Raw genomic sequence first — 25774 nt, 5'->3', positions numbered from 1 at the left:
TGGCTGAAATCCGCGCCGGATTTCAGCCTTCTCTCAATCAGCCCAGGATGCCGGGCAGGTTCAGCCCATGCTCGCGCGCGCAGTCCTTGGCAATGTCATAACCCGCATCCGCATGGCGCATGACGCCGGTGGCCGGGTCGTTCCACAGCACGCGGCCGATCCGGCGCTCTGCGTCCTCGCTGCCGTCGCAGCAGATCACCACGCCGGAATGCTGCGAGAAGCCCATGCCAACGCCGCCGCCGTGGTGCAGCGACACCCAGGTCGCACCGGAGGCGGTGTTCAGGAGCGCGTTCAAGAGCGGCCAGTCGGACACCGCGTCGGAGCCGTCCATCATCGCCTCGGTCTCGCGGTTCGGTGACGCCACCGAGCCCGAGTCCAGATGGTCGCGGCCGATGACCACCGGCGCCTTCAGCTCGCCCGTGCGGACCATTTCGTTGAAGGCAAGGCCCGCCTTGTGGCGGTCGCCGAGGCCGATCCAGCAGATCCGCGCGGGCAGGCCCTGGAAGGCAATCCGCTCCTGCGCCATGTCCAGCCAGCGGTGCAGTCCCTCGTTCTCGGGGAACAGCTCCTTCATCTTGGCGTCGGTCTTCCTGATATCCTCCGGATCGCCGGAGAGTGCGGCCCAGCGGAACGGGCCGATGCCGCGGCAGAACAGCGGGCGGATGTAGGCGGGCACGAAGCCGGGGAAGTCAAAGGCGTTCTCCAGCCCCTCCTCCAGCGCCATCTGGCGGATGTTGTTGCCGTAATCCACCGTCGGCACGCCCATCGCGTGGAAATCGCACATCGCCTTCACCTGCACGCGCATGCTGGCGCGGGCGGCCATTTCCACCGCTTTCGGCTCGGAGACCCGGCGCTCCTTCCATTCGCCCATGGTCCAGCCCAGCGGCAGGTAGCCGTTCACCGGGTCGTGGGCAGAGGTCTGGTCGGTCACGATGTCTGGGCGGATGCCGCCCGCCTTGGCGCGCTCCACCAGTTCGGGGAAGATCTCTGCCGCGTTGCCCAGAAGGCCCACGGATTTCGCCTCGCCCGCGGCGGTCCAGCGCTCGATCATCTCCAGCGCCTCGTCCAGGGTTTCGGCCTTCTCGTCCAGGTATTTGGTGCGCAGGCGGAAGTCGATCGAGTCCGGGTTGCACTCCACCGCGAGGCAGCAGGCACCGGCGAAGACTGCGGCCAGCGGCTGGGCGCCGCCCATGCCGCCGAGGCCGCCGGTCAGGATCCACTTGCCCTTGAGGTCGCCGCCGTAATGCTGGCGGCCGGCCTCGGCAAAGGTCTCATAGGTGCCCTGCACGATGCCCTGGGTGCCGATATAGATCCAGGAGCCGGCCGTCATCTGGCCGTACATCATCAGGCCCTTCTTATCGAGCTCGTTGAAGTGGTCCCAGTTGGCCCAATGCGGCACCAGGTTGGAGTTGGCGATCAGCACGCGGGGCGCGTCCTTGTGGGTCTGGAACACGCCCACGGGCTTGCCAGACTGCACCATAAGGGTCTGATCTTCCTCAAGGTTTTTCAGGGTCTCGACGATCAGGTCGAAATCCTTCCAGGTGCGCGGGGCGCGGCCGATGCCGCCGTAGACCACCAGCTCATGCGGGTTTTCGGCCACATCCGGGTGCAGGTTGTTCATCATCATCCGCAGCGGCGCCTCGGTCATCCAGGACTTGGCGTTAAGCTCCGGGCCGGTCGGCGGGAAGATGTCGCGGGTGTTCTTGCGGGGATCGCTCATGCGGGCCTCCAGGTCTGAAGATCGGTGAGAATATGGGTGAGATGGGCACGCAGGGATTCCGCGCGCTCCGGCAGATAGGTCCAGGGCGGTGCCTCCTGGCAGTAGGTGGCCTGCGCCAGCTCCATCTGGATGGCGTGCAGGCCTTCGGCGGGGCGGCCATAGTGGCGGGTGGTCCAGCCGCCCTTGAAGCGCCCGTTCAGGGTGGAGGTATAACCCTCCGCCGCCTCGCAACGTGCCACGGTCAGCGCCTCGATGGCGGGATCGCAGGTTTCGCCCAGGTTGGTGCCGACGTTGAAATCCGGCAGGCGGCCGTCGAACAGGAACGGGATATCGCCGCGGATCGAGTGGCAATCGTAGAGGATGGCAAAGCCGTGGAGGGCCTTCACACGCTCCAGCTCTGCCGCCAGCGCCGTGTGGTACGGCGCGTGATAGGCCGCGCGGCGGCGGGTGATTTCGGCCTCATCCGGCTCCCTGCCCTCCTGCCAGACCGGCAGCCCGTCGAAATCGGTCATGGGCACCAGAGTGGTGGTGTTTTGCCCGGGATAGAGACTGATACCTGCGGGATCGCGGTTCACGTCGATCACATAGCGATGGACCGGCGTGCGGACGGTTGTGACCTCCTCCACCAGCCCGGCATAGAGGTCATGGATATGCCAGTCGGTGTCGGCCAGCGCCCTGCCCGTCCCGTTCAGGCAGTCCCAGACCTCTGGCGGCACATCCGTGCCGGTGTGGGGCAGGCCCAGCACCAGCGGCGACGACCCTTGGGTGACGTCGATCATGCCGCCACCTTCACGCCTGCGGCGTCCGCGACGCGGCCTGCGCGGACCATGGCGCTGGCAGCTTCGATATCGGGGGCCAGGTAACGGTCCTCGGCCAGCGCGGGGATCTCCGCGCGCAGCATCGCCAGAACGTCCTGCAACCGGGCAGAGGTTTGCAGAGGCGCGCGCGCCTCCACCCCTTGCGCGGCACAGAGCATTTCGACGCCCAAGATCACCGACAGGTTGGCGGTCATCCGTCCCAGCCGCAGCGCGCCGTGGGCGGCCATCGACACGTGGTCCTCCTGGTTTGCTGACGTCGGGGTTGAATCCGTGACGCAAGGATTCGCCAAATGCTTGTTTTCGCTCATCAGCGCGGCAGTGGTCACCTCGGCGATCATGAAACCGGAATTGAGGCCCGGATCAGGCGTCAGGAACGGCGGCAGGTCGTGGCTGAGGGTCGGGTCCACCATCAAGGCCACCCGGCGCTGCGCGATGGCGCCGATTTCGGCCACGGCGAGCGCGATCTGATCGGCGGCAAAGCCCACGTATTCGGCGTGGAAGTTGCCGCCGGAGACGATGCGCCCCTCGTTCACCAGCACCAGCGGATTATCCGTTACGGCGTTGGCCTCGATCTCCAGCGTTTTGGCGGCCATCCGCAGCACGTCCAGCGCCGCGCCCACCACCTGCGGCTGGCAGCGGATGCAATAGGGATCCTGCACCCGGGTGTCGCCCTCACGGTGGCTTTCGCGGATTTCCGATCCGTCCATGATCGCGCGCATCTCGCGGGCCACGTCGATCTGCCCGGCATGGCCGCGCAAGGAATGGATATCGGCGACCAGCGGCGCGGTGGAGCCCATGATGGCGTCGGTGGTGAGCGAGGCAATCGCCATCGAGGCCTCTGCCATGCGCCAGGCGTCAAACAGCCCGGCCAGCGCGCAGGCGGTGGAGAACTGGGTGCCGTTGATCAGCCCCAGGCCTTCCTTGGGGCCGAGCACAATAGGCTCTAACCCGGCCTCTTTCAGCGCATCCGCGCTGGACATGCGGATCCCTTCGAACGTCGCCTCCCCTGCCCCGATCATCGCCGCCGCCATATGCGCCAGCGGCGCCAGGTCGCCGGAGGCGCCGACGGAGCCCTGCGACGGGATCACCGGCACCACGCCGCGTTCCAGCATTTGCTCGATCTGCTCGATCACCAGCCAGCGCACGCCGGAGGCGCCGCGGCCCATCGACAGGAGTTTCAGCGTCATCATCAGCCGGGTCTTGTCCTCCGGCAGCGGCTCGCCCACGCCGCAGCAGTGGCTGAGGATCAGGTTGCGCTGCAGGGTGGCGGTATCGGCCGGTGCGATCTTGGTCGAGGCGAGCTTGCCGAAACCGGTGTTGATGCCATAGACGACTTCCTCCCCCGCTGCGGCATCCGCCACCATTTTCGCGGCAGCCTCCACCGGTTCCCGCGCCGAGGCATCCAGCTTGGCCGGGGTCAGGTTGCGGTAGATATCTTCCAGCGTGGCCAGGGTCACTGTGCCCGGAACCATCTGAATCATCTCGATCATTGGGTGCCCTCATGGATACGGGTGTAAAGCGGGTTGAAGCCGATGCGGTAGGCCAGCTCTGCGGGCGTCTCCACGTCCCAGACCGCCAGATCGGCGCGCATACCGGCAGCGATCTGTCCCCGGTCCGCCAGCCCCAGCGCGCGGGCTGCGTTGCGGGTGACGCCTGCCAGCGCCTCCTCCGGCGTCATGCGGAACAGGGTGCAGCCCATGTTCATCGTCAGCAGCAAGGAGGTCAGCGGCGAGGAGCCGGGATTGCAATCGGTCGCCAGCGCCATCGGCACGCCGTGCTCACGGAAGTGATCAATCGGCGGCGCTTGCGTTTCGCGGATGGTGTAGAAGGCACCGGGCAGGATCACCGCGACGGAGCCGGACGCGGCCATCGCCTTGGCGTCATCCTCGGTTGCGTATTCCACGTGATCGACTGACAACGCGCCGTAGTCCGCGGCCAGCGCGGTGCCGCCCTGATGGCTCAGCTGTTCGGCGTGCAGTTTCACCGGCAGGCCCAGTTCCTGCGCCGCCTTGAACACGCGTTCGATCTGCGCAGGGGAAAACGCGATGTTTTCGCAGAAGCCGTCGACCGCATCCACCAGCCCCTCCGCATGGGCGGCGCGCAGGGCGGGGATGCAGACCTGATCGATGTAGTCGTCATCACGGCCCTTGTACTCGCCCGGCGTGGCATGGGCGCCAAGGAAGGTGGTTTTCACCGTCACCGGGCGCAAGTTCCCAAGACGCCGGGCGGCGCGCAGCATGTTGAGTTCGGTGTCCAGATCCAGCCCGTAGCCGGATTTCACCTCCACCACCGCAGCCCCTTCGGCGATCAGCGCCTCCAGACGCGGCAGTGCGCCCTGCACCAGATCCTCCAGCGAAGCGGTGCGGGTGGCCGAGACGGTGGAGACGATACCGCCCCCTGCCCTTGCGACCTCCTCGTAAGATGCCCCGTTGAGGCGCATCTCAAACTCCATCGCGCGGTTGCCGCCAAAAACGATATGGGTGTGGCAGTCGATCAGCCCCGGCGTGACCAGCCGCCCGCCCAGGCTGCGCTGCTCCCACGGAAAATTGTCAGCTGACAATTTTTCCCGCGGCCCGGCCCAGACGATCCTGCCGTCAGAGACCGCGACGGCCCCGTCCTCAATCAGGCCATAAGGCGTGTCTGAACTGGCCATCGTGGCCAGCCGGGCGTCTGTCAGAACGTAGTTCCCTGTCACGGAATCCCCCCGAGTCGCTGTGCTGCTGGTTCGGCATTAAGCTACTCAATTAGGATATTATGTCTAGTCATAAAATCGCAAAGGCCGCGCCCGCGCCCGGCCGCAGCCTGCCCCCCTTTTACCGGGGATACCGCGGGTGCAGATCGTCGATGATGATCGGATGCGCGTGCGGCGCGGCGCCTTGCAGGTGCGGATGGTCGGCCGGCAGGTCCGGATGGCTGTGCGCAACCGGGGCGGCGCTGTCGCGGGGCCACAGGCGCTGCGCGGCGAACAGCCCTGCCGCGGCCAGAAGCGCCAGCGCCAGCATCGCCGCGACGCCGCCCCAGGCGGCCATCAGCCAGGCCGACAGCGGGTAGAACAGCAGCCAGCAGGCGTGCGACAGGGTGAACTGCGCGGCAAAGACCGCGGGCCGGTCCGCCGGATGGGCCGACCGCGCCAAGAGCCGTCCCGAGGGCGTCAGCACCGCCGACCAGCCCACGCCGATCACCGCCCAGCCTGTTGCCAGCCGTGCAAAGGTCAGCGGTGCGGCAAAGGCGGCCAGCGCCAGGCACGCCATGGCGGCAATGCTCAGCCCTGCCCCGGCCAGCATCACGGTCCGGTCGGGCAGCCGCTGCAGCAGCCGCGGTAGCAGCAGCGCCGACAGCATCGAGCCGCCGCCGAACGCCGCCAGCGCCAGCGCAACGGAGCTTTCGGGCAGCGCCATGCCGGCGCGCACCAGCACAACCGTGTTGACGATCACCATCGCACCGATGGCCGATACCGCCCAGTTCAGCGCCAGAAGCCCGCGCAGCCGCGGTGTCTTCAGATAGTTGCGGATGCCGCGGGTGGTGCGCTCCCAGACCGGACGCCGCGCCCTGGGCGCGGGGGACGGCAGCGCGATTGTCAGCAGCAGCAGGGCCGATCCGGCGAACCCCGCCGCGGTGCCCCAGAACAGGGTGCCGGAACTGACCGCCAGCAGCAGCGCCGCGGCCAGCATCGGGCTGGCCAGGCTCTCCAGCTCAAACGCCAGCCGCGACAGCGACAGCGCCTGGGTGTACTCCTTCTCCTCCGTCAGCACATCGGGGATCGAGGCCTGGAACGCGGGCGTGAACCCGGCAGAGGCGGATTGCAGCACGAAGATCAGCACATAGACCTGCCAGACCTCGCTGACGAACGGCAGGCAAACCGCCACCAGCATCCGCACCAGATCCAGGGTGATCAGCATTTTGCGCCGGTCCGCCTGTTCCGCCCAGGCGGCCGCCACCGGGGCCACAGTGACATAGGCCGCCATCTTGATCGTCAGCGCGGTGCCCAGCACCAGCCCGGCACGCTCGCCCGCCAGGTCAAAGGCCAGCAAGCCAAGCGCCACGGTCGCCAGCCCGGTGCCGGTCAGAGCGACGATCTGGGCCAGGAACAAATGCCGGTAGGTGCGGTTCTTCAGAATGGACAGCATGGGCGGCGGAGTCCTCGGGCTGGGAGCGTTGCCGCCACTGTGGCCGCAGGCTGGCGGCAAAAGCAACGGCCCGGATCACCGGAACGCGGCGGCAGAGGAAAATTGTCAGCTGACAATTTTCGCAGTCCAAGCGCGCGCAGGTGCTGAGCGCGAGCAGAGGCTGGCTGCGAAACCGGTTCGGAATGGCCTGTGTGAGCGGCAGGCGCCGCCAGAAACAGCCGGGATTGTCAGCTGACAATTTTTCATTGGCGGAGGATGCGAGCCGAGTTCAGCAGGACCGCGGGCAGGGCGTGCATCATCCCGCAGCAGCGCCATCCGGGTTTGCAGACCCTTCGCAATCCCGCACATTGCAGAAAATTGTCAGCTGACAATTTCCGCCCCGGCACCCCTTTGCAGCAGCGCATCCAGCATCGGCTTGGTCGAAAACTGACCCGCCCGCGCCTTCTGCGCCAGCCGCCGCAGATAGGCGCCCGGGCTGCGGATGGTGCCCAGCTTTTCCAGTATGCACATCACCGCGGTTGCCGCGTCCCTGCGGCCCATGGCGGCGCGTGCATCGCTCAGCACGGGCATCGCGATCCCCATCATCGGTGACAGCTTCTCGGCAATCAGGTCGGCATCCTGCCAGCTGCGCAGCCCGCCGGGGTAATAGCTTTGCACTTCGGGGCAGGCGCGCAGGACGGTGGACAGGCCATTGCCATTCTCAGCCTCTTCCCCCGCTGCGTCTGCACGATCAGGCGGGGAACAGGGCGCTGCGGGCTGCGCCGCTTCAGAGTCAGAATCTTTTTTTAGTGAATGCTGTATGTGCCGCTCATTCTGGCTGGTGCTGCCGCTCATTTCGCGTGACGGCAGGCGGGAGGGCTGCGGGGCCTGATCCGCTGTCCGGCTGGCAATTTCTTCGCGCAGGGTTTCGGCCATCCGGGCCAGCTCCGTCTTACAGGGTTTGCGGCGCAGCAGTTTGCGGGCGGCCTCCAGCAGCTCCGCAGCGCCGTCAGACAGCTCCGACAGCTGCTGGCGCAGCACAGCCACCTGGTCGCGCAGCACCGCCAGATGCCCGGCACGGGCCTTGGCCACCAGCGCGGCGTCAAAGATCTGGCTGGCGTGGCGGGCGAGGGGGGACAGGTCGAAGCCGAAGGCCAGAGCCGTGTCCTCGCCGCTGCGGCGGGCATAGCGCTTGCGGTTGGGGCTGTTCTTCCGGCTGACAATGCCAATGCGGGTGAGGGCGGCCAGATGGCGGCGCAGGGTGCTTTCGGGCATCCCGTTCAAGCGCTCCATCAGCTTGCGGTTCGACGGGAACACGATGGCGCTGTCCGGCTCCGCGGGCAGCGCCCGCTCCGGGAAGAAAGTGAGCAGGGCCTTCAGCACCCCAAGGGTGCGGTGGCTGAGTTCGAATTCCGCGGCGGCGTGCGTCAGCGCAGCCAGAAGGTCCCACTTGTCGTGGTCACCTGCCAGCCGGCCGCACGGATCCTGCCGCCCAAATGCGATTTGGGACGCCTTTTCCATGATTTTTTCACGAAAGACAAAAAATACCCGCCCCTGTGCGGCGCACAGAGTTGACACTGACGAGTCTGAAGGGCTATTCCAAAGGTGCTAAATCTGAGAACGGCCTTCTGGGATGTAATGTCCTGGGGGGCTTTTCTTTTGCCTGCTACGTGCCTCCTGTCCTGTTTTCTCTGCTCTTGCTCAGTCTTCCGGCTGCTCGGGCTGGTCTTGCTGCCAGCGGCCGTGAAGCTCTGCCATGATCTCTTCCGCGTTGGCGTCGAACCAGGCGTCAAAACCCGGCGCGTCCTTGGCTGAGATCGTCAGGGTGATGCCCTTGGCGGTGGTCTTGATGCCCGCGACCTCAGCGCCGGTGCTGCCGGGCAGAGCGCGGGTTTTCGGCGGGGCAGGGGCTGGCTTCACCTCCTGCGGTGCGTTCTGGGCATGTTTCAGAACGGCCTCGAACCGCCCGTCGGAGTCATAGGTGGTGAAGTCGGGCCGGTTTGTCCTGGTGATCGCCCGGGACCGGGCTGCCGGATCGGCGAACAGCTTGACCAGCATCATCCAGCGGTCGCGGCCAATGCCGGGGGCGGAGCCGATCGTGCGCAGGAAGGGCAAATCAAAGGCGGTGCCGACCTTGAGCATCCGCGACACCATCGGCAGGTCGATGGACAGCGCGGCGGCAATTGTCTGCCGTCCATAGCCATCCGCCTGCAGCTGCGCCGCAAAGGCGGCCTTTTCGATGAAGCTGAGGTCCTGGCGCGAGGTGTTTTCCTGGCCCTGGGCCATCACCAGCGCGTGGTCGTCCAGCTGCCGCACCATCGCCTTGACCGGCAGGCCCAGCTCGCGCAGCGCCTTGAGGCGGCGGCGGCCGTAGACGATTTCGAACCGCCCCGGCGTGGCGGGGGGCGGCCGCAGCAGCACCGGCACCTGCTGGCCGTAGGTCTGCAGGCTGTCCTTCAGCTGGTTGAAGGCGGCCCCGTCCATGCCCAGGCGGTCCTCGTAACCGGCGTCGTCGATCAGCGCGGTGTCGATTTCCTGCACCGCGCTTTCCTGCAGCTTGCTGAGCGAGGATTGCAGCGCCCCGACCGCGCCGCGCGGCATCATCTTGGGTTTCGGCCCGCCAGCGGATGCTGCCGGGCTGCTGAGTGCCGTGCTGAGAATGCCTTTGCGTGCCATCAACGCCTCCATGCTTGTTGAAGGAGCGATTCTATTTCATCGTTAACTTGATTCAGTGAATCGACCGCACGGTCATAGGTTGACCTGTGAAACTGGGATCTTTCGACCTCATAGACCGTCTGCTGGGTCAGGCCCGCATCGGAAATCGCGGTGGATTTCAGCATCGGGGCCACCATGACCTCCTCGCCGAACAATTGCCGCAGGAATGCAACCACCTGTTGCTGCGGTCCGTCGTTCGGCTCGTATCGGTTGATCAGGAAGCGCAGGAAATCGAATTCCAGCGCCGCGCCGGCGTTGGACACCACGTCCAGCAGTTCGGCGGACATCTGCAGGAACTGAGACATAGACGCGATGTCGAGCATGTTCGGCACCACGGTGATGATCACGCCGGTCGAGGCGCAGAGCGCCGACATGGTGAGATAGCCGAGCTGCGGCGGGCAGTCGAAGATGATCACGTCGTAATCGGCCTCGACCTCCTCCAGCGCTGCGGCCATGCGCGAAAAGAACGCAGGCTGCACGTTGTGGATCAGCGCCTGCGGCGTCTCATGCTCGAATTCCTGCAGGATCAGCCCGCCCGGCGCCAGGTCCAGGCCGGTGAAATAGGTTTGCTGGATGATCTGGCGCAGGGGCAGGGGGTCATCATAGCGGATTGCGTCGTAAATCGTCCCTGTTTCAAGGAAATCGACCTCTGGCCGGTAGCCGAAAAGCGTCGTCAGCGACGCCTGCGGGTCGATATCCACCGCCAGCACCCGGTAGCCCTTGAGCGCCAGCCGCTGCGCGGTGTGAATGGACGAGGTGGTCTTGCCCGAGCCGCCCTTGAAGTTCAGGAAGGACAGAACCTGCACCTTGTCGCCCGCGCGGCGGCCGCGCAGGTAGGTGCCCGGCGTCTTGGCCGAGGCATCCAGGATCTTACGCATCTCCAGCAGATCGGCGGCGGAATAATGGCGCCGCCCGCCCGGTGTGGTGTGAACCTCGGGAAGTTTTCCGTCAAAATGCAGCTTGCGCAGGAAACTGGAGGAAATGCCCAGCATCTCCGCCGCTTCCCCGGCGCTGAACAGCCGCAGTTCCTTCCTTGCATCCGGTGCAAAACTCGCCAGCATGTGGCTGTTGAGGGCCGCACTGAGGTTCTCCGCGTTTTCGCGGATTCGCTGATTGATGTGGAGTGCTACTGCCAACTGCTGCCCTCTCGGTAGTAACGCTGTTTTGCGTCAGCGCCTTATTTATCGTTTCTATACGCAATGCGAACAGCGTTTTGCAATAGATTCCTTCATTTACAGGTTGCAGACGTGTTTTCCGGATTTCTGCCGGAGTGCGAAACCCGCGGCAAGTTTCGGCTTAATGCCCTGAAAATAAATAAAAAGACCGCCTGCCGCCGCGCCGGGGCAGGGGAGGGCGGGCGGTCCCTGCGGCACTGTGCAGAATCCGAAACGCCTGCCCGGGCCGAGTCGCCCCGGACAAGGCGCCCGGCTGAGTCTGCGGCAAACGGCTGTGATTAGGGTCTGTTTTCCGCGGATGGCGCTCCATTTCGGCGCGCCGCCGCGCCTGACCGTTCTGCTGCTGGCCTGAAATCCGCTGTCTGGCTGAAAACCGCAGCCGGTTTCGCGTGAAAGGCGTTTTCCACAACTAAAAATAAGGGAATTCTTGATCTGCACTCGCCATGCGCGTGCAGAATTCCATGAGTTGAAGGAGAAGAAAATGGAACGTGACAGCATCTTCACACATATGCAGGCCATTGAAGGCAGGTTCAATGCCGAGGGCCTGACGCTTTACGTGTGCACAAACCCCGAAGAGCTGCCGGCCCTTTTGGCGGATGTGGGAAAGGAGCGGGTTCACCCGATGTCCGAAGTCAGCGATGAGGACCTGCGGTCGGGCCGGGCGTTCTGGCTGTTCCTGAAGCGGCAGGACCGGTGCATCACCTGCATCTCGGCCAAAAGCGTGGATCTTGGCAGCAAGGACTTCGGGAATTACTTCCGCGGACTTGCGGCCTCCCGCTACAGCGGCCGCGACGGGGTGGTGGAGCGCGTTTCGCAGCCGCTGGTCGATGAGCTGCGGGGCCGGCTGATCTATTTCGGCGGGATCGAGGTTGCGCCGGACGAACGGGGCGGCATCCGGCGGCTTGGCGATTTCGCCCAGTATGTGAAACTGCTGGCCGCCACGCGGTGGGATTTCGATTGGATGTACACGATCATTGCCTACAAGCACCGCCGCCTGGCCGATGATTACGGCTTTAACGGCAAATACCGCAACGCGATTTCCTGGGCGGATCCGGTGCCCGAAGGCCTGGCGAACGATCAGATGATCCTAGGCCTCAACGCAGTCCACTTCTCGCATATTGTCAGCAGTGTCGAGCCAGGTAATCTTTGAGAAAACGGCCGTGACCGGCTCCCCCTGGGGGCCGGTCACCCGCATTGTCACCTTGCGGTAGCCGCCGCGCACCCGCAGCCCCTTGATGATCACGTCCAGCTCCTCGTCGGTGACGATATACGGAACTTCGCTCAGCATCCTGTGCGACTGCATCGCGCGCGCGATGATGGTTTCCTCGAAGGATCCGACGATGCGGTAAAAATCCCGGTTGCCGGCCAGCATCAGCCGCTCGGCGGCGGCGCTGCGCTTGCCGATCTGGATCGGGTGCATGATCCGGTCGGTGGCTTCAAGAGGCTCGTAAAGATCGACCTGATCCTCGAACCATTCCCAATTCCGCAGCTGCCCTGCCTCCTGGTGGAACCAGTCCAGAATGTGGTCCGTGGTCACGTTGAATCCCGCCCTGGAGCACGCTGCAAGTTCCGTATTGGCGGCCTCGGCCGCGCGCCAGCGGTTGAGCCGGGCTGCGGAGGCCTGGCTGCCGCCGGGCAGGTCGAAGAAGAACTGAATGGGGATGCACAGGCCGGCCGACAGAAGCGCCAGCGAGGACGCCGGAATTTCGCGGTTGTTCCGCATCTGGCTTCGCAGAGTGCCGTAGTTGACCCCGGAGATTGTGCAGGCTGTCTTCAGTCTTACGCCTGCGATCTTGCAGGCGGCATCAATGCGGTCGGCAATCATATGCACCTCAAAAGTTTACATATGTGAATTATTAAACCAATAGTTGACACCTATCAGCCAAAGCATCAACAATCAATGCGTGTATAGGGGTTATCATCGGGCGAGTTACCTGTGGAGTGGACGAACGAAAAAGCGCATCAGGCCGGGGGACGCGGACGGGACGTGTCCCGGCGCGAGCTTGAGCTGCTGAGAAAGGCAAGCGAGGCGTCGGGGAGAAGCCTTGGCTTCTGGTCCGATCTGACCGAAGGGCTGGACCAGAGGTCGATTGCCCTGCTGGTGTCGCGGGCCCATATGGTTTCGCCGGACGGCTCTGCCGTGCCGGACACGCTGGCGCAGGACCAGCGCGAGGTGCTTGCCATGCTGTCCCAGGTCGGCCACCGCGACCGCGGGGTGTTTCTGCGGGCGCTGCGCGGGCTTATCGACCTGCGCAAGGGGCGTCTGAACTAGGCCGCGCCGGGGCCGGGCCGGCGCCCCCCCGGGGGGCTGCACTGCACTAAGATCCGGCCGTTTCCCGCCATACCCCTTGACCGGGCTCAACATTTGCGCACCAAAGTTCTTTCGCTGGCTCATACTGGCCGGGGCGAACGAATCTGCATGGAGAAGCCTATGGCTCAGGAGCATCCCATTTACGGCCGGATCGACGGCCCCATCGTGATCATCGGTTTCGGCTCGATCGGCAAGGGCACGCTGCCGCTGATCGAACGCCACTTCGAATTCGATGCCGCCAAGCTGACGGTGATCGAGCCCGATGCCGCCAAGGCGAATTTCCTGCGCCAGCACAGCATCAACCACCTGCAGGTCGCGCTGACGCCGGACAACTACAGGGAAGTGCTGGGCGGCCTGTTTGCCGAGGGCAGGGGGTTTTGCGTGAACCTGTCGGTGGACACCTCCTCGCTTGAGCTTATGACCTTCATGCGGGAGCTGGGCGTGCTGTATATCGACACGGTGGTGGAGCCCTGGGCGGGCTATTATTTCGGCACAACCGACAATGCTGCCCGCACCAATTACGCGCTGCGCCAGGCGGTCCGGGATGAAAAGGCGCGCAACCCCGGCGGCACCACCGCGGTCAGCTGCTGCGGCGCCAATCCCGGCATGGTCAGCTGGTTCGTCAAGGAGGCGCTGCTGACGCTGGCCCGCGACACCGGCCGCGAGGTTGAGACCCCCGCCAGCCGCGAGGGCTGGGCGCGGCTGATGCAGTCGCTGGGCGTCAAGGGCGTTCACATCGCCGAACGGGATACCCAGGCCCGCCGGGTGCCGCGCGCCCGCGGCACCTTCGTCAACACCTGGTCGGTCGAGGGCTTCATCGCCGAGGGCTTCCAGCCTGCCGAGCTGGGCTGGGGCACCCATGAAACCTGGTTCCCGGAGAACGGCCACCGCCAGAACAGCGGCTGCCAGGCCGCCATCTGGCTGGAGCGTCCGGGCGCGATCACCCGGGTGCATACCTGGTGCCCGACGCCGGGGCCGCAGTTCGGCTTTCTGGTCACCCATAACGAGGCGATCTCGATTTCGGACTATTATACCGTCGGCGCAGGCGCCGATCCGGAGTACCGCCCGACCTGCCACTATGCCTATCACCCCTGCGACGATGCGGTGCTGAGCCTGCATGAGCTGTTCGGCTCCGGCCAGCAGCAGGAGCGGCACCACATCCTGACGGAGGATGAGATCATCGAGGGCATCGACGAGCTGGGCGTGCTGCTCTACGGCCATGAAAAGAACGCGCTCTGGTTCGGCTCCCGGCTGTCGAACGAGGAAGCCCGCGACCTGGCGCCCTATCAGAACGCGACCGGGCTGCAGGTCACCTCGGCGGTGCTGGCAGGCATGGTCTGGGCGCTGGAAAACCCCGAAGCGGGGATCGTCGAGACAGATGAGATGGACCACGCCCGCTGTCTTGAGGTGCAGCGCCCGTATCTGGGCCCGGTGGAGGCGCATTACACCAGCTGGACACCGTTGCAGGACCGCTGGGCGCAGTTCCCGGAGGATATTGACGAAAGCGATCCCTGGCTGTTCCGGAACGTGCTGGCGAGCTGACCCAGCGGTGGCGCGCCTGGGGCGCGCCGCCGGATATTCCTTGATGGCGCAGAAACCGGGGCTGTGGCCGATAGGGTCCAGAAATGCCTTGTCCATCATGGCGCCGGTGCGGTGCGGGAGTTTTGGGTGTGCGGCCAAGCTGGCGCGCGCGAGCGAGATCCGGTCTGGCATTCAAAGGTGTTTTCCTCATATTGAAATGAGGACCGCTCATCCGAGCCACTTGCCAGGAGCCGCAGATGTCGCGCCGCCATTACAACCTGCCGCCGCTCACCACGCTGGCCGCGTTCGAGGCCGCCGCCCGGCATCTGAGCTTCAAGAACGCGGCGCAGGAGTTGTCGGTGACCCCCGGCGCGGTCAGCCATCAGGTGAAGGCGCTGGAAGCGGAGCTGCAAGCACCGCTGTTTCAGCGCAAGCACCGGGGCGTGGAGCTGACGGAGGAGGGGGAGGCGCTGTTTGAAACCTTGGCCTCGTCGTTTTCCAAGATCTCGCTGAGCCTCAAGACCATCCGCGACCGCCAGAACGGGGATACCGTGACCATCGGCTCTACCTCCGCCGTGGCGTCGCTGTGGCTGTCGCCCTCGGTGGTGCGGTTCTGGCGGGTGCATCCGGATGTGAACGTCAACCAGATCGTCAACGACCGGCCCCTGCGCGGTATGCCGGACGTGGATTTCTACATTCGTTACGGGCGCGAACGGGACACGCGGCTGGAGCAGACCGAGCTGTACCGCGACCATCTGGTGCCGGTCGGCAATGCGGAGCTGGCGGAGAAACTCACCGGCTGCCCGCTGGAGGAGCTGGCGCAGCAGAGGCTCTTGCATCTGGAGTCCGATGACAAGAGCTGGACCACCTGGGCCGACTGGTTTCAGCAGCTGGGCTATAGCGGCCCCATTGCGCCCGGCGTGCGGGTGAACAACTACGCTGTGGCGCTGCAGGCGGCGCAGGACGGGGTGGGGCTGGTGCTGGGCTGGCAGCGGCTGCTGAACCCGTTGCTGGCCACTGGCCAGCTGGTGCCGATCGGCCCGCATGTGCTGGCGGCGCCGCACGGGTTCCATTTGGTGGGCCGCCCCGACGCGGAATTGTCGGAATCCGCCCGTTTGCTGCGCAATTGGGTCATTGACGAGATACATCAGGGGTCAGGTGAGCTGAGCTAATCCCAGCGCGAAAATTCCTGCTATTGAGTGAATCCGCTCTCTCCCTTCAATGGCGCAAAACGCGCACATCTTTTTCCTGCCTTGGAGAGACCCAGATGAACAAGCATGACTCGCTTGCCCCGGTGATGGCTCCGGTCAACGTCGCAAACGGCCTGCCGAACGCTCATTACATCGACCCCGCCGTCTTTGCCGAAGAGAAGCGTTCGGTGCTGTTCAAGAACTGGTCGGGCATCGGCTTTGGCAAGGATGTGCCGGAACCGGGCTATGCCAAGCCGGTGGATTTCCTTGGGATGCCGCTGCTGATCGTGCGCGACAAGGATGGCGAGGTCGGCGTGTTCCAGAACACCTGCCGCCACCGGGGCATGATCCTGGTCGAGAAACCCGGCAAGATCCGCGGTGCCATCCGCTGCGCCTATCACAGCTGGTGCTATGGCCTCGATGGCCGTCTGGTCTCCACCCCGCATGTGGGCGGCCCCGGCAACAACAAGCATGAAGACATCAAGCTGGACGAGCTGGGCCTGGTGCGCATCCGCTCTTATGTCTGGCGCGACGTGGTGTTTGTGAACGTCGACGGATCCGCGCCGGAGTTCGAGGAGGCCCACGCCGACCTGCTGGAGCGCTGGAAGGAATTCGAGACCCCGGTGCATCACGGCGGCGCGGACTCAGGCTTCAAGCTGGAGGTGAAGACCAATTGGAAGCTGGCGGTGGAGAACTACTGCGAGAGCTATCACCTGCCGTGGGTGCATCCGGGTCTCAACAGCTATTCCCGCTTGGAAGACCACTACAACATCGAGGTGCCGGGCAAGTATTCCGGTCAGGGCACCCTGGTCTACCGCCAGATGAAGGGTGAGAACGGCGAGGTGTTCCCGGATTTCGAGGGTCTCAGCAGCAAATGGGACGAGGGCGGCGAATATACCGCGGTTTATCCCAACGTCCTGCTGGGTGTGCAGCGCGATCATGCCTTTGCGATCATCCTGGAGCCGGTCGACACCGAAAACACCGTTGAGCACATCGAGCTGTATTACGCGAAGTCCAACGAGGACACGCCAGAGCTGGAAGACCTGCGCACCGAGAATGCGAAGCTGTGGAAGACCGTGTTTGAGGAAGACGTCTTTGTCGTCGAGGGCATGCAGAAGGGCCGCCACGGCGAGCTGTTTGACGGCGGCCGGTTCTCGCCTGCGATGGACGGGCCGACCCACAATTTCCACGCCTGGGTGGCGGATCAGGTGACCAAAGGCCGCGAGGCATGAGTGCCTTTCTGAAAGACGGGCTGGCCAGGAATTACCTGGCCGGTGCCTGGGTCGAGGGTGACGGCGGTGCGCGCATCGCCGTTGAGGATCCCGGCAACGGCCAGCACGTGGGCGACTGCGCGCTGGCGGGGGAGGAAACCCTGGCGAAAGCGCTGGAGGCGGCGCGGGCGAGTTTCGAGCGCGGCGACCTGAGTGCGATGAAACCCGCCAAACGCGGCCAGCTGATGCAGCGCATTGCGGCGGAGATCCGGGGCATTGCGGATGAGGGCGCGGAGCTCTTGTGCCGGGAAAGCGGCAAGAGCCAGAGCGCGGCGCATGATGAATTCGAAGAGGCCGCGCAGTATTTCGAATATTACGGCGGCATGGCCGACAAGATCGAGGGCAAGTCGATCCCGCTTGGCCCCGATTACGCTGACTACACGGTTTATGAGCCTTACGGTGTTTCTGCCCAGATCGTGCCGTGGAACTTCCCGGTGTCGATTGCGGCGCGGTCGCTGGCGCCTGCGATGGCGGCGGGCAACTCGGTGATCATCAAATCGCCGGAACTGGACCCGATGGCGCTGGCCATGCTGGGCGTGGCGCTGGAGCGCGCCGAGGTTCCGGCGGGGGCGGTGTCGATCCTGAACGGCATCGGTGCGGAGCTGGGCGCGCGGCTGGTGGAAAGCCCGGCGGTGGATCAGATTGTCTTCACCGGCTCGGTCCCGACTGGGCAAGCGATCCTGCGCGCCGCCGCCAACCCGGTAACGCCCGCGCTGATGGAGCTGGGCGGCAAATCCGCCGCGGTGGCCTTTGAGGATGCCAATCTGGACACGCTGATGTCCTCCCTGCAAAGCGGCATCTTCTATAACGCGGGTCAGGTCTGCTCTGCCATGTCGCGGGTGCTGGTGCACCGGTCGATCTACGGCGAGGCGGTGGAGCGCGCCGCCGCGCTGGCAAACGGCCTGAGCGTCGGGCATGGCTTGGAAAACCCGGGCCTCACCCCGGTGATCTCGGCGCGGCAGCTGGACGGGATCGAAACCCTGACCGCCACCGCCCGCCAAAGCGGCGCCCGCGCGGCCTCGGGCGGTGCCCGGCTGGAGCGGGAGGGGTATTTCATGGCGCCGACCATCCTGGCGGATGTGGACCCGGCAGCCCGCGTGGCGCAGGAGGAAATCTTTGGCCCCGTCACCTGCTTCACCCCGTTTGACACCGAAGCCGAGGCAATCGCCATGGCGAACGGCACCGAGTTCGGGCTGGTCGCGGGCGTCTTCACCCGCGATCTGGCGCGGGCGCACCGGGTGGCGAACCGTCTGCGGGCGGGGCAGGTGTTCGTGAACGAATGGTTCGCGGGCGGCATCTCCACCCCGTTCGGCGGGGTCGGCAAATCCGGTTTCGGCCGCGAGAAGGGCTTGGAGGCACTCTATAACTATGTGCGCACCAAGAACATCGCGATCTCGCTGAAGGGCTGAGGGATGGAGCGCGCAGAGCTCGACCACGCGCTGCTGCAGGCGCATGCGGACAAGGACAGCGCCGCGCTGGTCCGGCTCTATACGCTGGCCGGTGATCAGGCGGAGGATGCGGGTAATATCGACGCCGCCTGCTTTTACCTGACGCACGCCTTTGTCTTTGCGCTGGAGGCCGGGATGCCGGAGGCGAAGGCGCTGAACCGCCGCCTGGCGGCGCGGGACCGGGCGCATCCGCTGGAGCTGTAAGACAGGTTTCAGGCCGCTGTGCCTGCGGGGGCAGCGGTCTGTTTGGCCGGCAGGGGAGGGCCGGCCAAAGAATCTCAGGTCAAGGGAGGTGAAGGCATGATCCCCAGCAAAATGGCGGCGGTCCTTCTGACCGGCCACGGCGGCATTGAGAAGCTGCAGTACCGCATCGACGTGCCGGTGCCGCAGCCCGGACCCGGCGAGGTGCTGATCCGGGTGGCGGCGGCTGGCATCAACAACACCGACATCAACACCCGCATCGGCTGGTACTCCAAGGCGGTGGAGGCCGGCACAAATGCGGGCGGCGCCACGGGGTTCGACAGTGTCAACGACGTTGACGCCAGCTGGTCCGGCGCGCCGCTGGAGTTTCCGCGTATCCAGGGCGCCGACGCCTGCGGCCGCATCGCAGCGGTGGGGGAGGGGGTTGACACCTCCCGCATCGGCGAGCGGGTGCTGGTGCGCAACATGCTGCGGTCTTACGTGGATTACCGCCCCTATGAATGCTGGACCTTTGGCAGCGAATGCGACGGCGGATTTGCCCAGTTTGCAGTGGCGCCTGCGCGCGAGACCCATGCGGTGAATTGCGGTTGGTCCGATGCGGAACTCGCCTCGATCCCCTGCGCCTATTCGACGGCGGAAAACATGCTGCACCGGGTGGGCCTGGGCGCAGAAACCGTGCTGATCTCCGGCGCCTCGGGCGGTGTCGGCTCTGCTGCCGTGCAACTGGCGAAACGCCGGGGCGCTACCGTGATCGCGCTGTCCTCTGCCGCCAAGGCGGATGAAGTGCTGGCGCTGGGAGCGGACCGGGTGGTGGACCGCAACGCCGACTTGCGCGCCGAACTGGGCGAGGGTTCTATCGACGTGGTGGTTGATCTGGTTGCCGGCCCGCAGTGGCCCGCGTTCCTGGACGTGCTGCGCCGGGGCGGGCGCTACACCACCGCAGGCGCAATCGCCGGGCCGATCAGCGAGATCGACGTGCGCACGCTCTACCTCAAGGACCTGACCCTAATGGGATGCACCTTCCAGGAGGATGAGGTGTTCGCCAATCTGATCTCGTACATCGAGGCAGGCGACATCCGCCCGCTGGTCGCCAAGACCTACCCCCTCAGCGAGATTGCCGCCGCACAGGAGGACTTCCTGAGCAAAACGCATACCGGCAAACTGGTGCTGATGATCCCGGAGGTCAAAGCGTGAAGATCAGGAAGATCGAGCTGTATCAACTGGACCTGCCGTATTCCGGCGGCGTCTACAGGCTGTCGGGCGGGCGGGAGTACCGCAGCTTTGATGCGTCCTTTGTGCGGATCACCACCGACACCGGGCTGGAGGGCTGGGGCGAAAGCACGCCGTTCGGCTCCACCTATATCGCGGCGCACGCTTTGGGTACTCGCGCCGGTATCGCCGAGATTGCGCCCTATCTTCTGGACCGCGACCCGCGGCAGATGGACCGTATCAATGAGGCAATGGACGAGGCGCTGCTGGGCCACAACCACGCCAAATCCGCGATTGACCTTGCGTGCTGGGACCTGTTCGGCAAATCGGTGAATATGCCGGTCTGCGAACTGCTGGGCGGCTCGACAGGCAAGCGCCTGCCGGTGATCTCCTCGATCTATGCAGGCAGCCCCGAAGACATGCGCGCCCGCGTGGCGCAACACCGCGAGATGGGCTATCTGGGCCACTCGGTGAAGATCGGCGCGCTGGACAGCGAGGGCGGACCGGCGCTGGATGCCGAGCGCATCCGCGCGTCGCTGGCCGACCGGCAGCCGGGGGAGTTCTTTCTGGTTGATGCCAACGGCGGGCTGACACCGGAAACCGCGCTGAGGATGCTGCGGATGCTGCCGGAAGGGCTGGACTTTGTGCTGGAAGCCCCCTGCAAGACCTGGCGCGAGACCCTGTCGCTGCGCAAGCGCTGCACCGTGCCGATCATCCTGGATGAGCTGGTGCAGCAGGATGAGGACGTTGCCCTTATGCTGGCGGAGGATGCGGCGGACGGGATCGGCCTCAAGATCTCCAAGGCCGGGGGGCTGACCCATGGGCGGCGGCACCGGGACATGTGCCTGGCTGCGGGTGCTACGGTCAGCGTGCAGGACACCGTGGGGTCTGTGGTGGCGTTTTCTGCCATCGCCCATCTGGGCGCCACGGTGCCGGAGCGGGCGCTTCGCTGTATTCTGGACTGCCGCGATATGGTAACGCTGAAAACGGCGGAGTTCGATGCGCCTGTTCAGGACGGCGGCGTGCTGGTGCCGGATGCGCCGGGGCTGGGGATCACCGTCAACCGGGACCTGATGGGGCAACCGCAGGCGGTTTGGGACGCCTGACTACGCAGTATTTGGTAGAATCAGTTTCTACAGCCTGTTGAGACTGGCAGGCCCGCAGGACCGTCCGGACGATGCCTGCGGGGACAGTGTTGCCGTTTCCGCCTGTCCGCTTTGACGGTTTCCCGAAGCCCGTGAGCGCCAACAGGCTGATAAAAGCGCGGTATGCACAGGAAATTGGGGAACAGGCCGGGGGACAGACTTGCCATTCGGTGCCGAATTTGATTCGAGTGCGCGGAAATCAGGACAGGCTGTGCAGGTGTGCGGAAAACGGCATTTTGTGCCTTTTCTTTGCCGCCGCTGCCGGAACGGGGTAAGAACCGCCTCGGGATTCGGCCTTGGAGGGACGTAGCGCAAATATGAAGACATTTAACTTGAGAAAGGGGCTGGATCTGCCGGTGACAGGCGCGCCGGAACAGACAATCCATCAAGGCCCCGCCATCACCTCGGTGGCCGTGCTGGGCCCCGACTATCTGGGTCTGAAACCCCGCATGCTGGTGCAGGAAGGCGATGCCGTCCAGCGCGGCACGCCGCTGTTCTGCCACAAGGACGCGGAGGAAGCCGTGATGGTGGCGCCGATGTCCGGCAAGGTCGTTGCGGTCAACCGCGGTGCGCGGCGGGTGCTGCAAAGCGTGGTGATCGAGATTTCCGATGCCGCGGACAAGGGCATCGATTTCTCCGCCGTTGGCGATGCGGACACCGCCGAGGGGCTGACCGCCAAGCTGTGCGCGGCCGGCCTGTGGTCCGCGTTCCGCACCCGTCCCTACTCCAAGATGCCGGTGCCGGGGTCCAAGCCCGAGGCGATCTTCGTGACCGCGATGGACAGCGAGCCGCTGGCCGCCGATGCCGCCGTGATCATCAATGACGCTGCCGAGGCGTTCGAGGCGGGCCTGAAAGCCGTGACCCTGCTGACCGAGGGCACGACCTTCCTGTGCCAGAAGGCAGGCGACAGCATTCCCGGCGCCGGTCTCGCCGGTGTGGAAGCCGCGGCCTTCGACGGGCCGCACCCGTCCGGTCTGGCCGGCACCCACATCCACTTCCTGCATCCGGTGCGCGCGGACGATCAGGTCTGGACCGTGTCCTATCAGGACGTGATCGCCATCGGCCGCCTGCTGATGACCGGTCATCTGGACCCCTCTGTCGTGGTTGCGCTGGCCGGTCCCGCTGCGCGCGCGCCGCGTCTGGTCCGCACCGTGGCGGGCGCCTCCACCGAGGAGCTGACCCGCGGCGAGATCGCATCGGACGGCCCGGTGCGGGTGATTTCCGGCTCGATCCTGTCGGGCCGCCACGCGGCAGGCCCGCTGGCCTATCTGGGCCGCTTTGCCCGCCAGGTCGCCATCATCGAGGAAGACCGCGCGCAGATCCCGATGGGCTGGATCCGCCCGATGCCCGGCAAATACGCCGTGCAGCCGGTGCTGGGCTCTGCCCTCAGCCGCAAGCTGTTCAACCTGACCAGCAACCTGAATGGCGGCCGCCGGGCGATGGTGCCCACCGGCACCTTCGAGCGGCTGATGCCGCAGGACTACCTTCCGACGCAGCTGCTGCGCGCGCTGCTGGTGATGGACACCGACTCCGCTCAGGAGCTGGGTGCGCTGGAGCTCGACGAAGAGGACCTGGGCCTCGTCGGCTTTGCCTGCCCGGCCAAGTACGAATACGGGCTGGCGCTGCGCGACTGCCTGACCAAGATTGAAAAGGAGGGCTGAGCCGGATGGGATTGCGCAGCTTCTTTGACAGGATCGAGCCGCATTTCGAGAAGGGGGGCAAGTACGAAAAGCTCTTCCCCGTCTACGAGATGGTGGAGTCCTTCCTTTATACCCCGAAAACCGTCACCGCCGTGGCGCCGCATGCCCGCTCCTATATCGATATGAAGCGGATCATGACCTATGTGGTGATCGCCACCATCCCCTGCATCCTGTGGGGCATGTACAACACCGGCTTCCAGACCAACTCCGCGATTGCGATGCTGGGCGCGGATGCGGCCACCGGCTGGCGCGTTGCGGTGCTGCAGGCGCTGGGGATTTCGCTGGATGCGTCGAACCCGCTGGCCAATATCGCGCATGGGTTCCTGTATTTCCTGCCGCTATATATCGTGACGCTGGTTGCGGGCGGCATCTTCGAGGTGATCTTTGCCACCGTGCGCGGCCATGAGGTGAACGAGGGCTTCCTGGTGACCTCGATGCTGTACACGCTGATCCTGCCGGCCTCGACGCCGCTGTGGCAGGTGGCGCTTGGCATCATCTTCGGCGTGGTGATCGGCAAGGAGGTCTTTGGCGGCACCGGCAAGAACTTCCTGAACCCGGCGCTGACGGGCCGTGCGTTCCTGTATTTCGCCTATCCCGCCAATATGTCGGGCGACAGTGTCTGGACCCCGGTTGACGGCTTCTCCGGCGCCACCGCGCTGGGTGTCACGGCCGCCGACGGCGTGCAGGCGCTGGCCGCCAAGGGCATCGAATGGTCGGATGCGTTCTTCGGCACCATTCAGGGCAGCTTCGGCGAGACCTCGACGCTGGCCTGTGCCATCGGCCTGGCCTTCCTGCTGGCCACCAAGATCGCCAACTGGCGCCTGATCGCGGGCTGTTTGGGCGGCATGATCGCCTTCTCGGTGCTGCTGAACCTGATCGGGTCCGACACCAACCCGATGTTTGCGATGCCATGGTACTGGCACCTGGTGCTGGGCGGCTATGCCTTTGGCCTGGTGTTCATGGTGACAGAGCCGGTTTCGGCGTCGCACACCAACGCTGGCCGCTACATCTACGGTGCCCTTATCGGGGTGATGGTGGTGCTGATCCGGGTGCTGAACCCGGCCTTCCCGGAAGGCATGATGCTGGCGATCCTGTTCGGCAACGTCTTTGCGCCGCTGATCGACTACTTCGTGGTGCAGGCAAACATCAAACGGAGGGCGCGCCGCCATGGCTGATACCCAAAGCAAGGGCCTGATTGGCCGCTTCCTCGCCGCATCGCCGGATTCGGTTGGCAAGACCGTGTTCATCGCCGTCGCCGTCTGCCTGGTGGCCTCGATGATCGTGTCCACCGCCGCCGTGTCCCTGCGCCCGGTGCAGGAAACCAACAAGAAGCGCGACAAGCAGCTGAACGTTCTGCAGGTGGCCGGCCTTTATGAGCCGGGCCAGAATGTGGCCGAAGCCTTTGCCGCGTTCGAGCCGCAGGTGCTGGATCTGGAAACCAGCAGCTTCACCGACCAGTTCGACGCGGCCACCTTTGACGGGCTGGCTGCCGCGCAGGATCCGGAGCTGAGCCGCGAGCTGGAGAACGACCCGGCCGGCATCGGCCGCCAGTCGCGCTACAAGACCGTGTACCTGCTGCGCGAAGAAAACGGCGATCTGGACAAGGTGATCCTGCCGATCCACGGCTATGGCCTGTGGTCCACCCTCTATGGCTTCATCGCGGTGGAGGAGAACGGCAACGACATCTTTGGCCTGCAGTTCTATCAGCACGGCGAAACCCCGGGCCTTGGCGCCGAGGTGGACAACCCGCGCTGGAAAGCGCTGTGGCATGGCAAGAAGCTGCGCGATGAAGACGGCGATCTGGAGATCACCGTGTCCAAAACCGTGCCGGCCGCCGGCCGCGAGCATTACATCGACGCCCTCGCCGGTGCGACGCTGACCTCTGCCGGGGTCGACAACCTGGTGCGGTTCTGGATGGGCGAAGAAGGCTACGGGCCGTTCCTCAAGTCACTGCAAGCGGGAGAGTTCTGATGTCCCAGAGCAAGAAAGACATGCTGATCGACCCGCTGGTCGACAACAACCCGATCACCCTGCAGGTGCTGGGCATCTGCTCGGCGCTGGCGGTGACCTCCTCTTTGCAGGTGGCCTTTGTGATGACCTTGGCGGTGACCTTCGTGACCGCGTTCTCGTCGATGTTCATCTCGATCCTCAGGAACCAGATCCCGGGCTCGATCCGGATCATCGTGCAGATGGTGATCATCGCCTCGCTGGTGATCCTGGTGGACCAGGTGCTGAAGGCCTATGCCTTTGAGATTTCGAAAACCCTGTCGGTCTTCGTCGGCCTGATCATCACCAACTGCATCGTGATGGGCCGCGCCGAGGCGTTTGCGATGAAGAACCCGCCGGTCGCGTCCTTCATCGACGGCGTGGGCAACGGCCTGGGATACGGGCTGATCCTGATGCTGGTCGGTTTCATCCGTGAGCTGTTCGGCTCCGGCTCGCTGTTCGGCATCACCCTGCTGGAAACCGTGAACAACGGCGGCTGGTATGTGCCCAACGGCATGCTGCTGCTGCCGCCCTCGGCGTTCTTTATCATCGGCCTGATCATCTGGGCCTTCCGCACCTGGAAGCCGAACCAGGTGGAAGAGCGTGAATACAAAATCCAAACCGTGGAGGCGCACTGATGGAAGGGCTGATTTCACTCGCCGTCAAGGCCATCTTTGTCGAAAACCTCGCGCTGTCTTTCTTCCTGGGCATGTGCACCTTCATCGCGGTGTCCAAGAAGATCTCCACCGCGCTGGGTCTGGGGATTTCGGTGATGGTGGTGCAGGCCATCACCGTGCCTGCCAACAACCTGCTGCTGACCTACCTGCTGAAACCCGGTGCGCTGGCCTGGGCGGGGTTCCCGGATGTGGACCTGACCTTCCTCGGCCTGATCTCCTATATCGGGGTGATCGCGGCGATGGTGCAGATCCTGGAGATGATTCTCGATAAGTATTTCCCGCCGCTCTACAACGCGCTGGGGATCTTCCTGCCGCTGATCACGGTGAACTGCGCGATCCTGGGCGGCTCGCTGTTCATGGTGGAACGCGACTACAACTTTGCTGAGGCAACCACTTACGGCCTCTCCTCCGGCTTCGGCTGGGCGCTGGCGATCACCGCGATGGCGGGCGTGCGCGAGAAGCTGAAGTATTCCGACGTGCCGGACGGCCTGCAGGGCCTGGGCATCACCTTTATCACCGCAGGTCTGATGGCGATGGCCTTCATGTCCTTCAGCGGCGTCAAACTGTAAGGAGAGCGCGGA

Annotated in this window: 23 protein-coding genes; 14 read left to right on the top strand and 9 right to left on the bottom strand. The window is 65.0% G+C overall.

Annotated features, from left to right (window positions below):
• Positions 1–37 precede the first annotated feature (37 nt).
• The 8 genes from hutU to repA all read right to left on the bottom strand — a co-directional run bounded on the left by hutU (position 38) and on the right by repA (position 10495).
• Positions 38–1720: a urocanate hydratase gene (gene hutU / locus PHA8399_RS03425; RefSeq protein ID WP_058284794.1), complete on the bottom strand. Its 1683-nt coding sequence runs from the start codon at positions 1718–1720 to the stop codon at positions 38–40.
• Entirely contained in the window at positions 1717–2499 is a 783-nt protein-coding gene (hutG, locus tag PHA8399_RS03420) for an N-formylglutamate deformylase (RefSeq protein ID WP_058284793.1), read from the bottom strand. The genes hutU and hutG overlap by 4 nt, the downstream gene beginning before the upstream one ends.
• Complete coding sequence (hutH, locus tag PHA8399_RS03415) at positions 2496–4019, bottom strand: histidine ammonia-lyase (RefSeq protein ID WP_058284846.1); 1524 nt, start codon at positions 4017–4019, stop codon at positions 2496–2498. The genes hutG and hutH overlap by 4 nt, the downstream gene beginning before the upstream one ends.
• Before the next feature lie 5 nt (positions 4020–4024).
• The gene (hutI, locus tag PHA8399_RS03410) at positions 4025–5233 is read right to left on the bottom strand and encodes an imidazolonepropionase (RefSeq protein ID WP_058284792.1); all 1209 of its coding nucleotides are present in this window, start codon (positions 5231–5233) and stop codon (positions 4025–4027) included.
• A gap of 118 nt (positions 5234–5351) precedes the next feature.
• Entirely contained in the window at positions 5352–6665 is a 1314-nt protein-coding gene (locus tag PHA8399_RS03405) for an MFS transporter (RefSeq protein ID WP_058284791.1), read from the bottom strand.
• Positions 6666–7025: 360 nt separating this feature from the next.
• Entirely contained in the window at positions 7026–8165 is a 1140-nt protein-coding gene (gene repC / locus PHA8399_RS03400; protein WP_058284790.1) for a plasmid replication protein RepC, read from the bottom strand.
• 180 nt (positions 8166–8345) lie between these two features.
• Positions 8346–9320, bottom strand: coding sequence for a plasmid partitioning protein RepB (repB, locus tag PHA8399_RS03395; protein ID WP_058284789.1), 975 nt, complete (start codon positions 9318–9320; stop codon positions 8346–8348).
• Positions 9320–10495: a plasmid partitioning protein RepA gene (repA, locus tag PHA8399_RS03390; protein ID WP_058284788.1), complete on the bottom strand. Its 1176-nt coding sequence runs from the start codon at positions 10493–10495 to the stop codon at positions 9320–9322. Before repA ends, repB begins: the two co-directional genes overlap by 1 nt.
• A 520-nt stretch (positions 10496–11015) precedes the next feature.
• On the opposite strand from repA, the gene PHA8399_RS03385 reads away from it, so the two are divergent.
• Positions 11016–11684, top strand: coding sequence for a hypothetical protein (locus PHA8399_RS03385; RefSeq protein WP_058284787.1), 669 nt, complete (start codon positions 11016–11018; stop codon positions 11682–11684).
• On the opposite strand, the gene PHA8399_RS03380 is transcribed toward PHA8399_RS03385, so the two are convergent.
• Positions 11622–12359: a hypothetical protein gene (locus tag PHA8399_RS03380; protein ID WP_058284786.1), complete on the bottom strand. Its 738-nt coding sequence runs from the start codon at positions 12357–12359 to the stop codon at positions 11622–11624. The two genes, PHA8399_RS03385 and PHA8399_RS03380, sit on opposite strands and share 63 nt — an antisense overlap.
• 162 nt (positions 12360–12521) lie before the next feature.
• Between PHA8399_RS03380 and PHA8399_RS03375 the strand changes: the two genes are divergently transcribed.
• From PHA8399_RS03375 to nqrE, 13 genes are all read left to right on the top strand, one after another.
• On the top strand, positions 12522–12806 hold the full coding sequence (locus PHA8399_RS03375; protein ID WP_058284785.1) for a hypothetical protein: 285 nt from the start codon (positions 12522–12524) through the stop codon (positions 12804–12806).
• Positions 12807–12965: 159 nt separating this feature from the next.
• Entirely contained in the window at positions 12966–14387 is a 1422-nt protein-coding gene (locus tag PHA8399_RS03370) for a homospermidine synthase (protein WP_058284784.1), read from the top strand.
• Positions 14388–14623: 236 nt separating this feature from the next.
• Entirely contained in the window at positions 14624–15538 is a 915-nt protein-coding gene (locus PHA8399_RS03365) for a LysR substrate-binding domain-containing protein (protein ID WP_058284783.1), read from the top strand.
• Between the two features lie 95 nt (positions 15539–15633).
• Entirely contained in the window at positions 15634–16788 is a 1155-nt protein-coding gene (locus PHA8399_RS03360; protein WP_058284782.1) for an aromatic ring-hydroxylating oxygenase subunit alpha, read from the top strand.
• The gene (locus PHA8399_RS03355; RefSeq protein WP_058284781.1) at positions 16785–18236 is read left to right on the top strand and encodes an aldehyde dehydrogenase family protein; all 1452 of its coding nucleotides are present in this window, start codon (positions 16785–16787) and stop codon (positions 18234–18236) included. Before PHA8399_RS03360 ends, PHA8399_RS03355 begins: the two co-directional genes overlap by 4 nt.
• A gap of 3 nt (positions 18237–18239) precedes the next feature.
• Positions 18240–18479, top strand: a complete 240-nt coding sequence (locus tag PHA8399_RS03350; RefSeq protein ID WP_058284780.1) for a hypothetical protein — start codon at positions 18240–18242, stop codon at positions 18477–18479.
• 96 nt (positions 18480–18575) lie between these two features.
• Positions 18576–19670: an alcohol dehydrogenase family protein gene (locus tag PHA8399_RS03345; protein WP_058284779.1), complete on the top strand. Its 1095-nt coding sequence runs from the start codon at positions 18576–18578 to the stop codon at positions 19668–19670.
• Positions 19667–20791, top strand: a complete 1125-nt coding sequence (locus PHA8399_RS03340) for a mandelate racemase/muconate lactonizing enzyme family protein (protein WP_058284778.1) — start codon at positions 19667–19669, stop codon at positions 20789–20791. Before PHA8399_RS03345 ends, PHA8399_RS03340 begins: the two co-directional genes overlap by 4 nt.
• Before the next feature lie 356 nt (positions 20792–21147).
• Complete coding sequence (locus tag PHA8399_RS03335) at positions 21148–22491, top strand: Na(+)-translocating NADH-quinone reductase subunit A (RefSeq protein WP_058284777.1); 1344 nt, start codon at positions 21148–21150, stop codon at positions 22489–22491.
• Between the two features lie 5 nt (positions 22492–22496).
• Positions 22497–23705 (top strand): NADH:ubiquinone reductase (Na(+)-transporting) subunit B, encoded by a 1209-nt coding sequence (locus PHA8399_RS03330; RefSeq protein ID WP_058284776.1) that lies wholly within the window; start codon positions 22497–22499, stop codon positions 23703–23705.
• Positions 23698–24501, top strand: coding sequence for a Na(+)-translocating NADH-quinone reductase subunit C (locus PHA8399_RS03325; protein ID WP_058284775.1), 804 nt, complete (start codon positions 23698–23700; stop codon positions 24499–24501). The genes PHA8399_RS03330 and PHA8399_RS03325 overlap by 8 nt, the downstream gene beginning before the upstream one ends.
• Entirely contained in the window at positions 24501–25154 is a 654-nt protein-coding gene (locus PHA8399_RS03320; protein WP_058284774.1) for an NADH:ubiquinone reductase (Na(+)-transporting) subunit D, read from the top strand. The genes PHA8399_RS03325 and PHA8399_RS03320 overlap by 1 nt, the downstream gene beginning before the upstream one ends.
• The gene (nqrE, locus tag PHA8399_RS03315) at positions 25154–25762 is read left to right on the top strand and encodes an NADH:ubiquinone reductase (Na(+)-transporting) subunit E (protein WP_058284773.1); all 609 of its coding nucleotides are present in this window, start codon (positions 25154–25156) and stop codon (positions 25760–25762) included. Before PHA8399_RS03320 ends, nqrE begins: the two co-directional genes overlap by 1 nt.
• Positions 25763–25774: the final 12 nt, after the last annotated feature.

This window comes from Leisingera aquaemixtae (genome assembly GCF_001458395.1).
GTDB classification, from domain to species: domain Bacteria; phylum Pseudomonadota; class Alphaproteobacteria; order Rhodobacterales; family Rhodobacteraceae; genus Leisingera; species Leisingera aquaemixtae.
The sequence above is the reverse complement of the archived record's forward strand: the minus strand, read 5'-3'. Positions and strand labels throughout refer to the sequence as shown.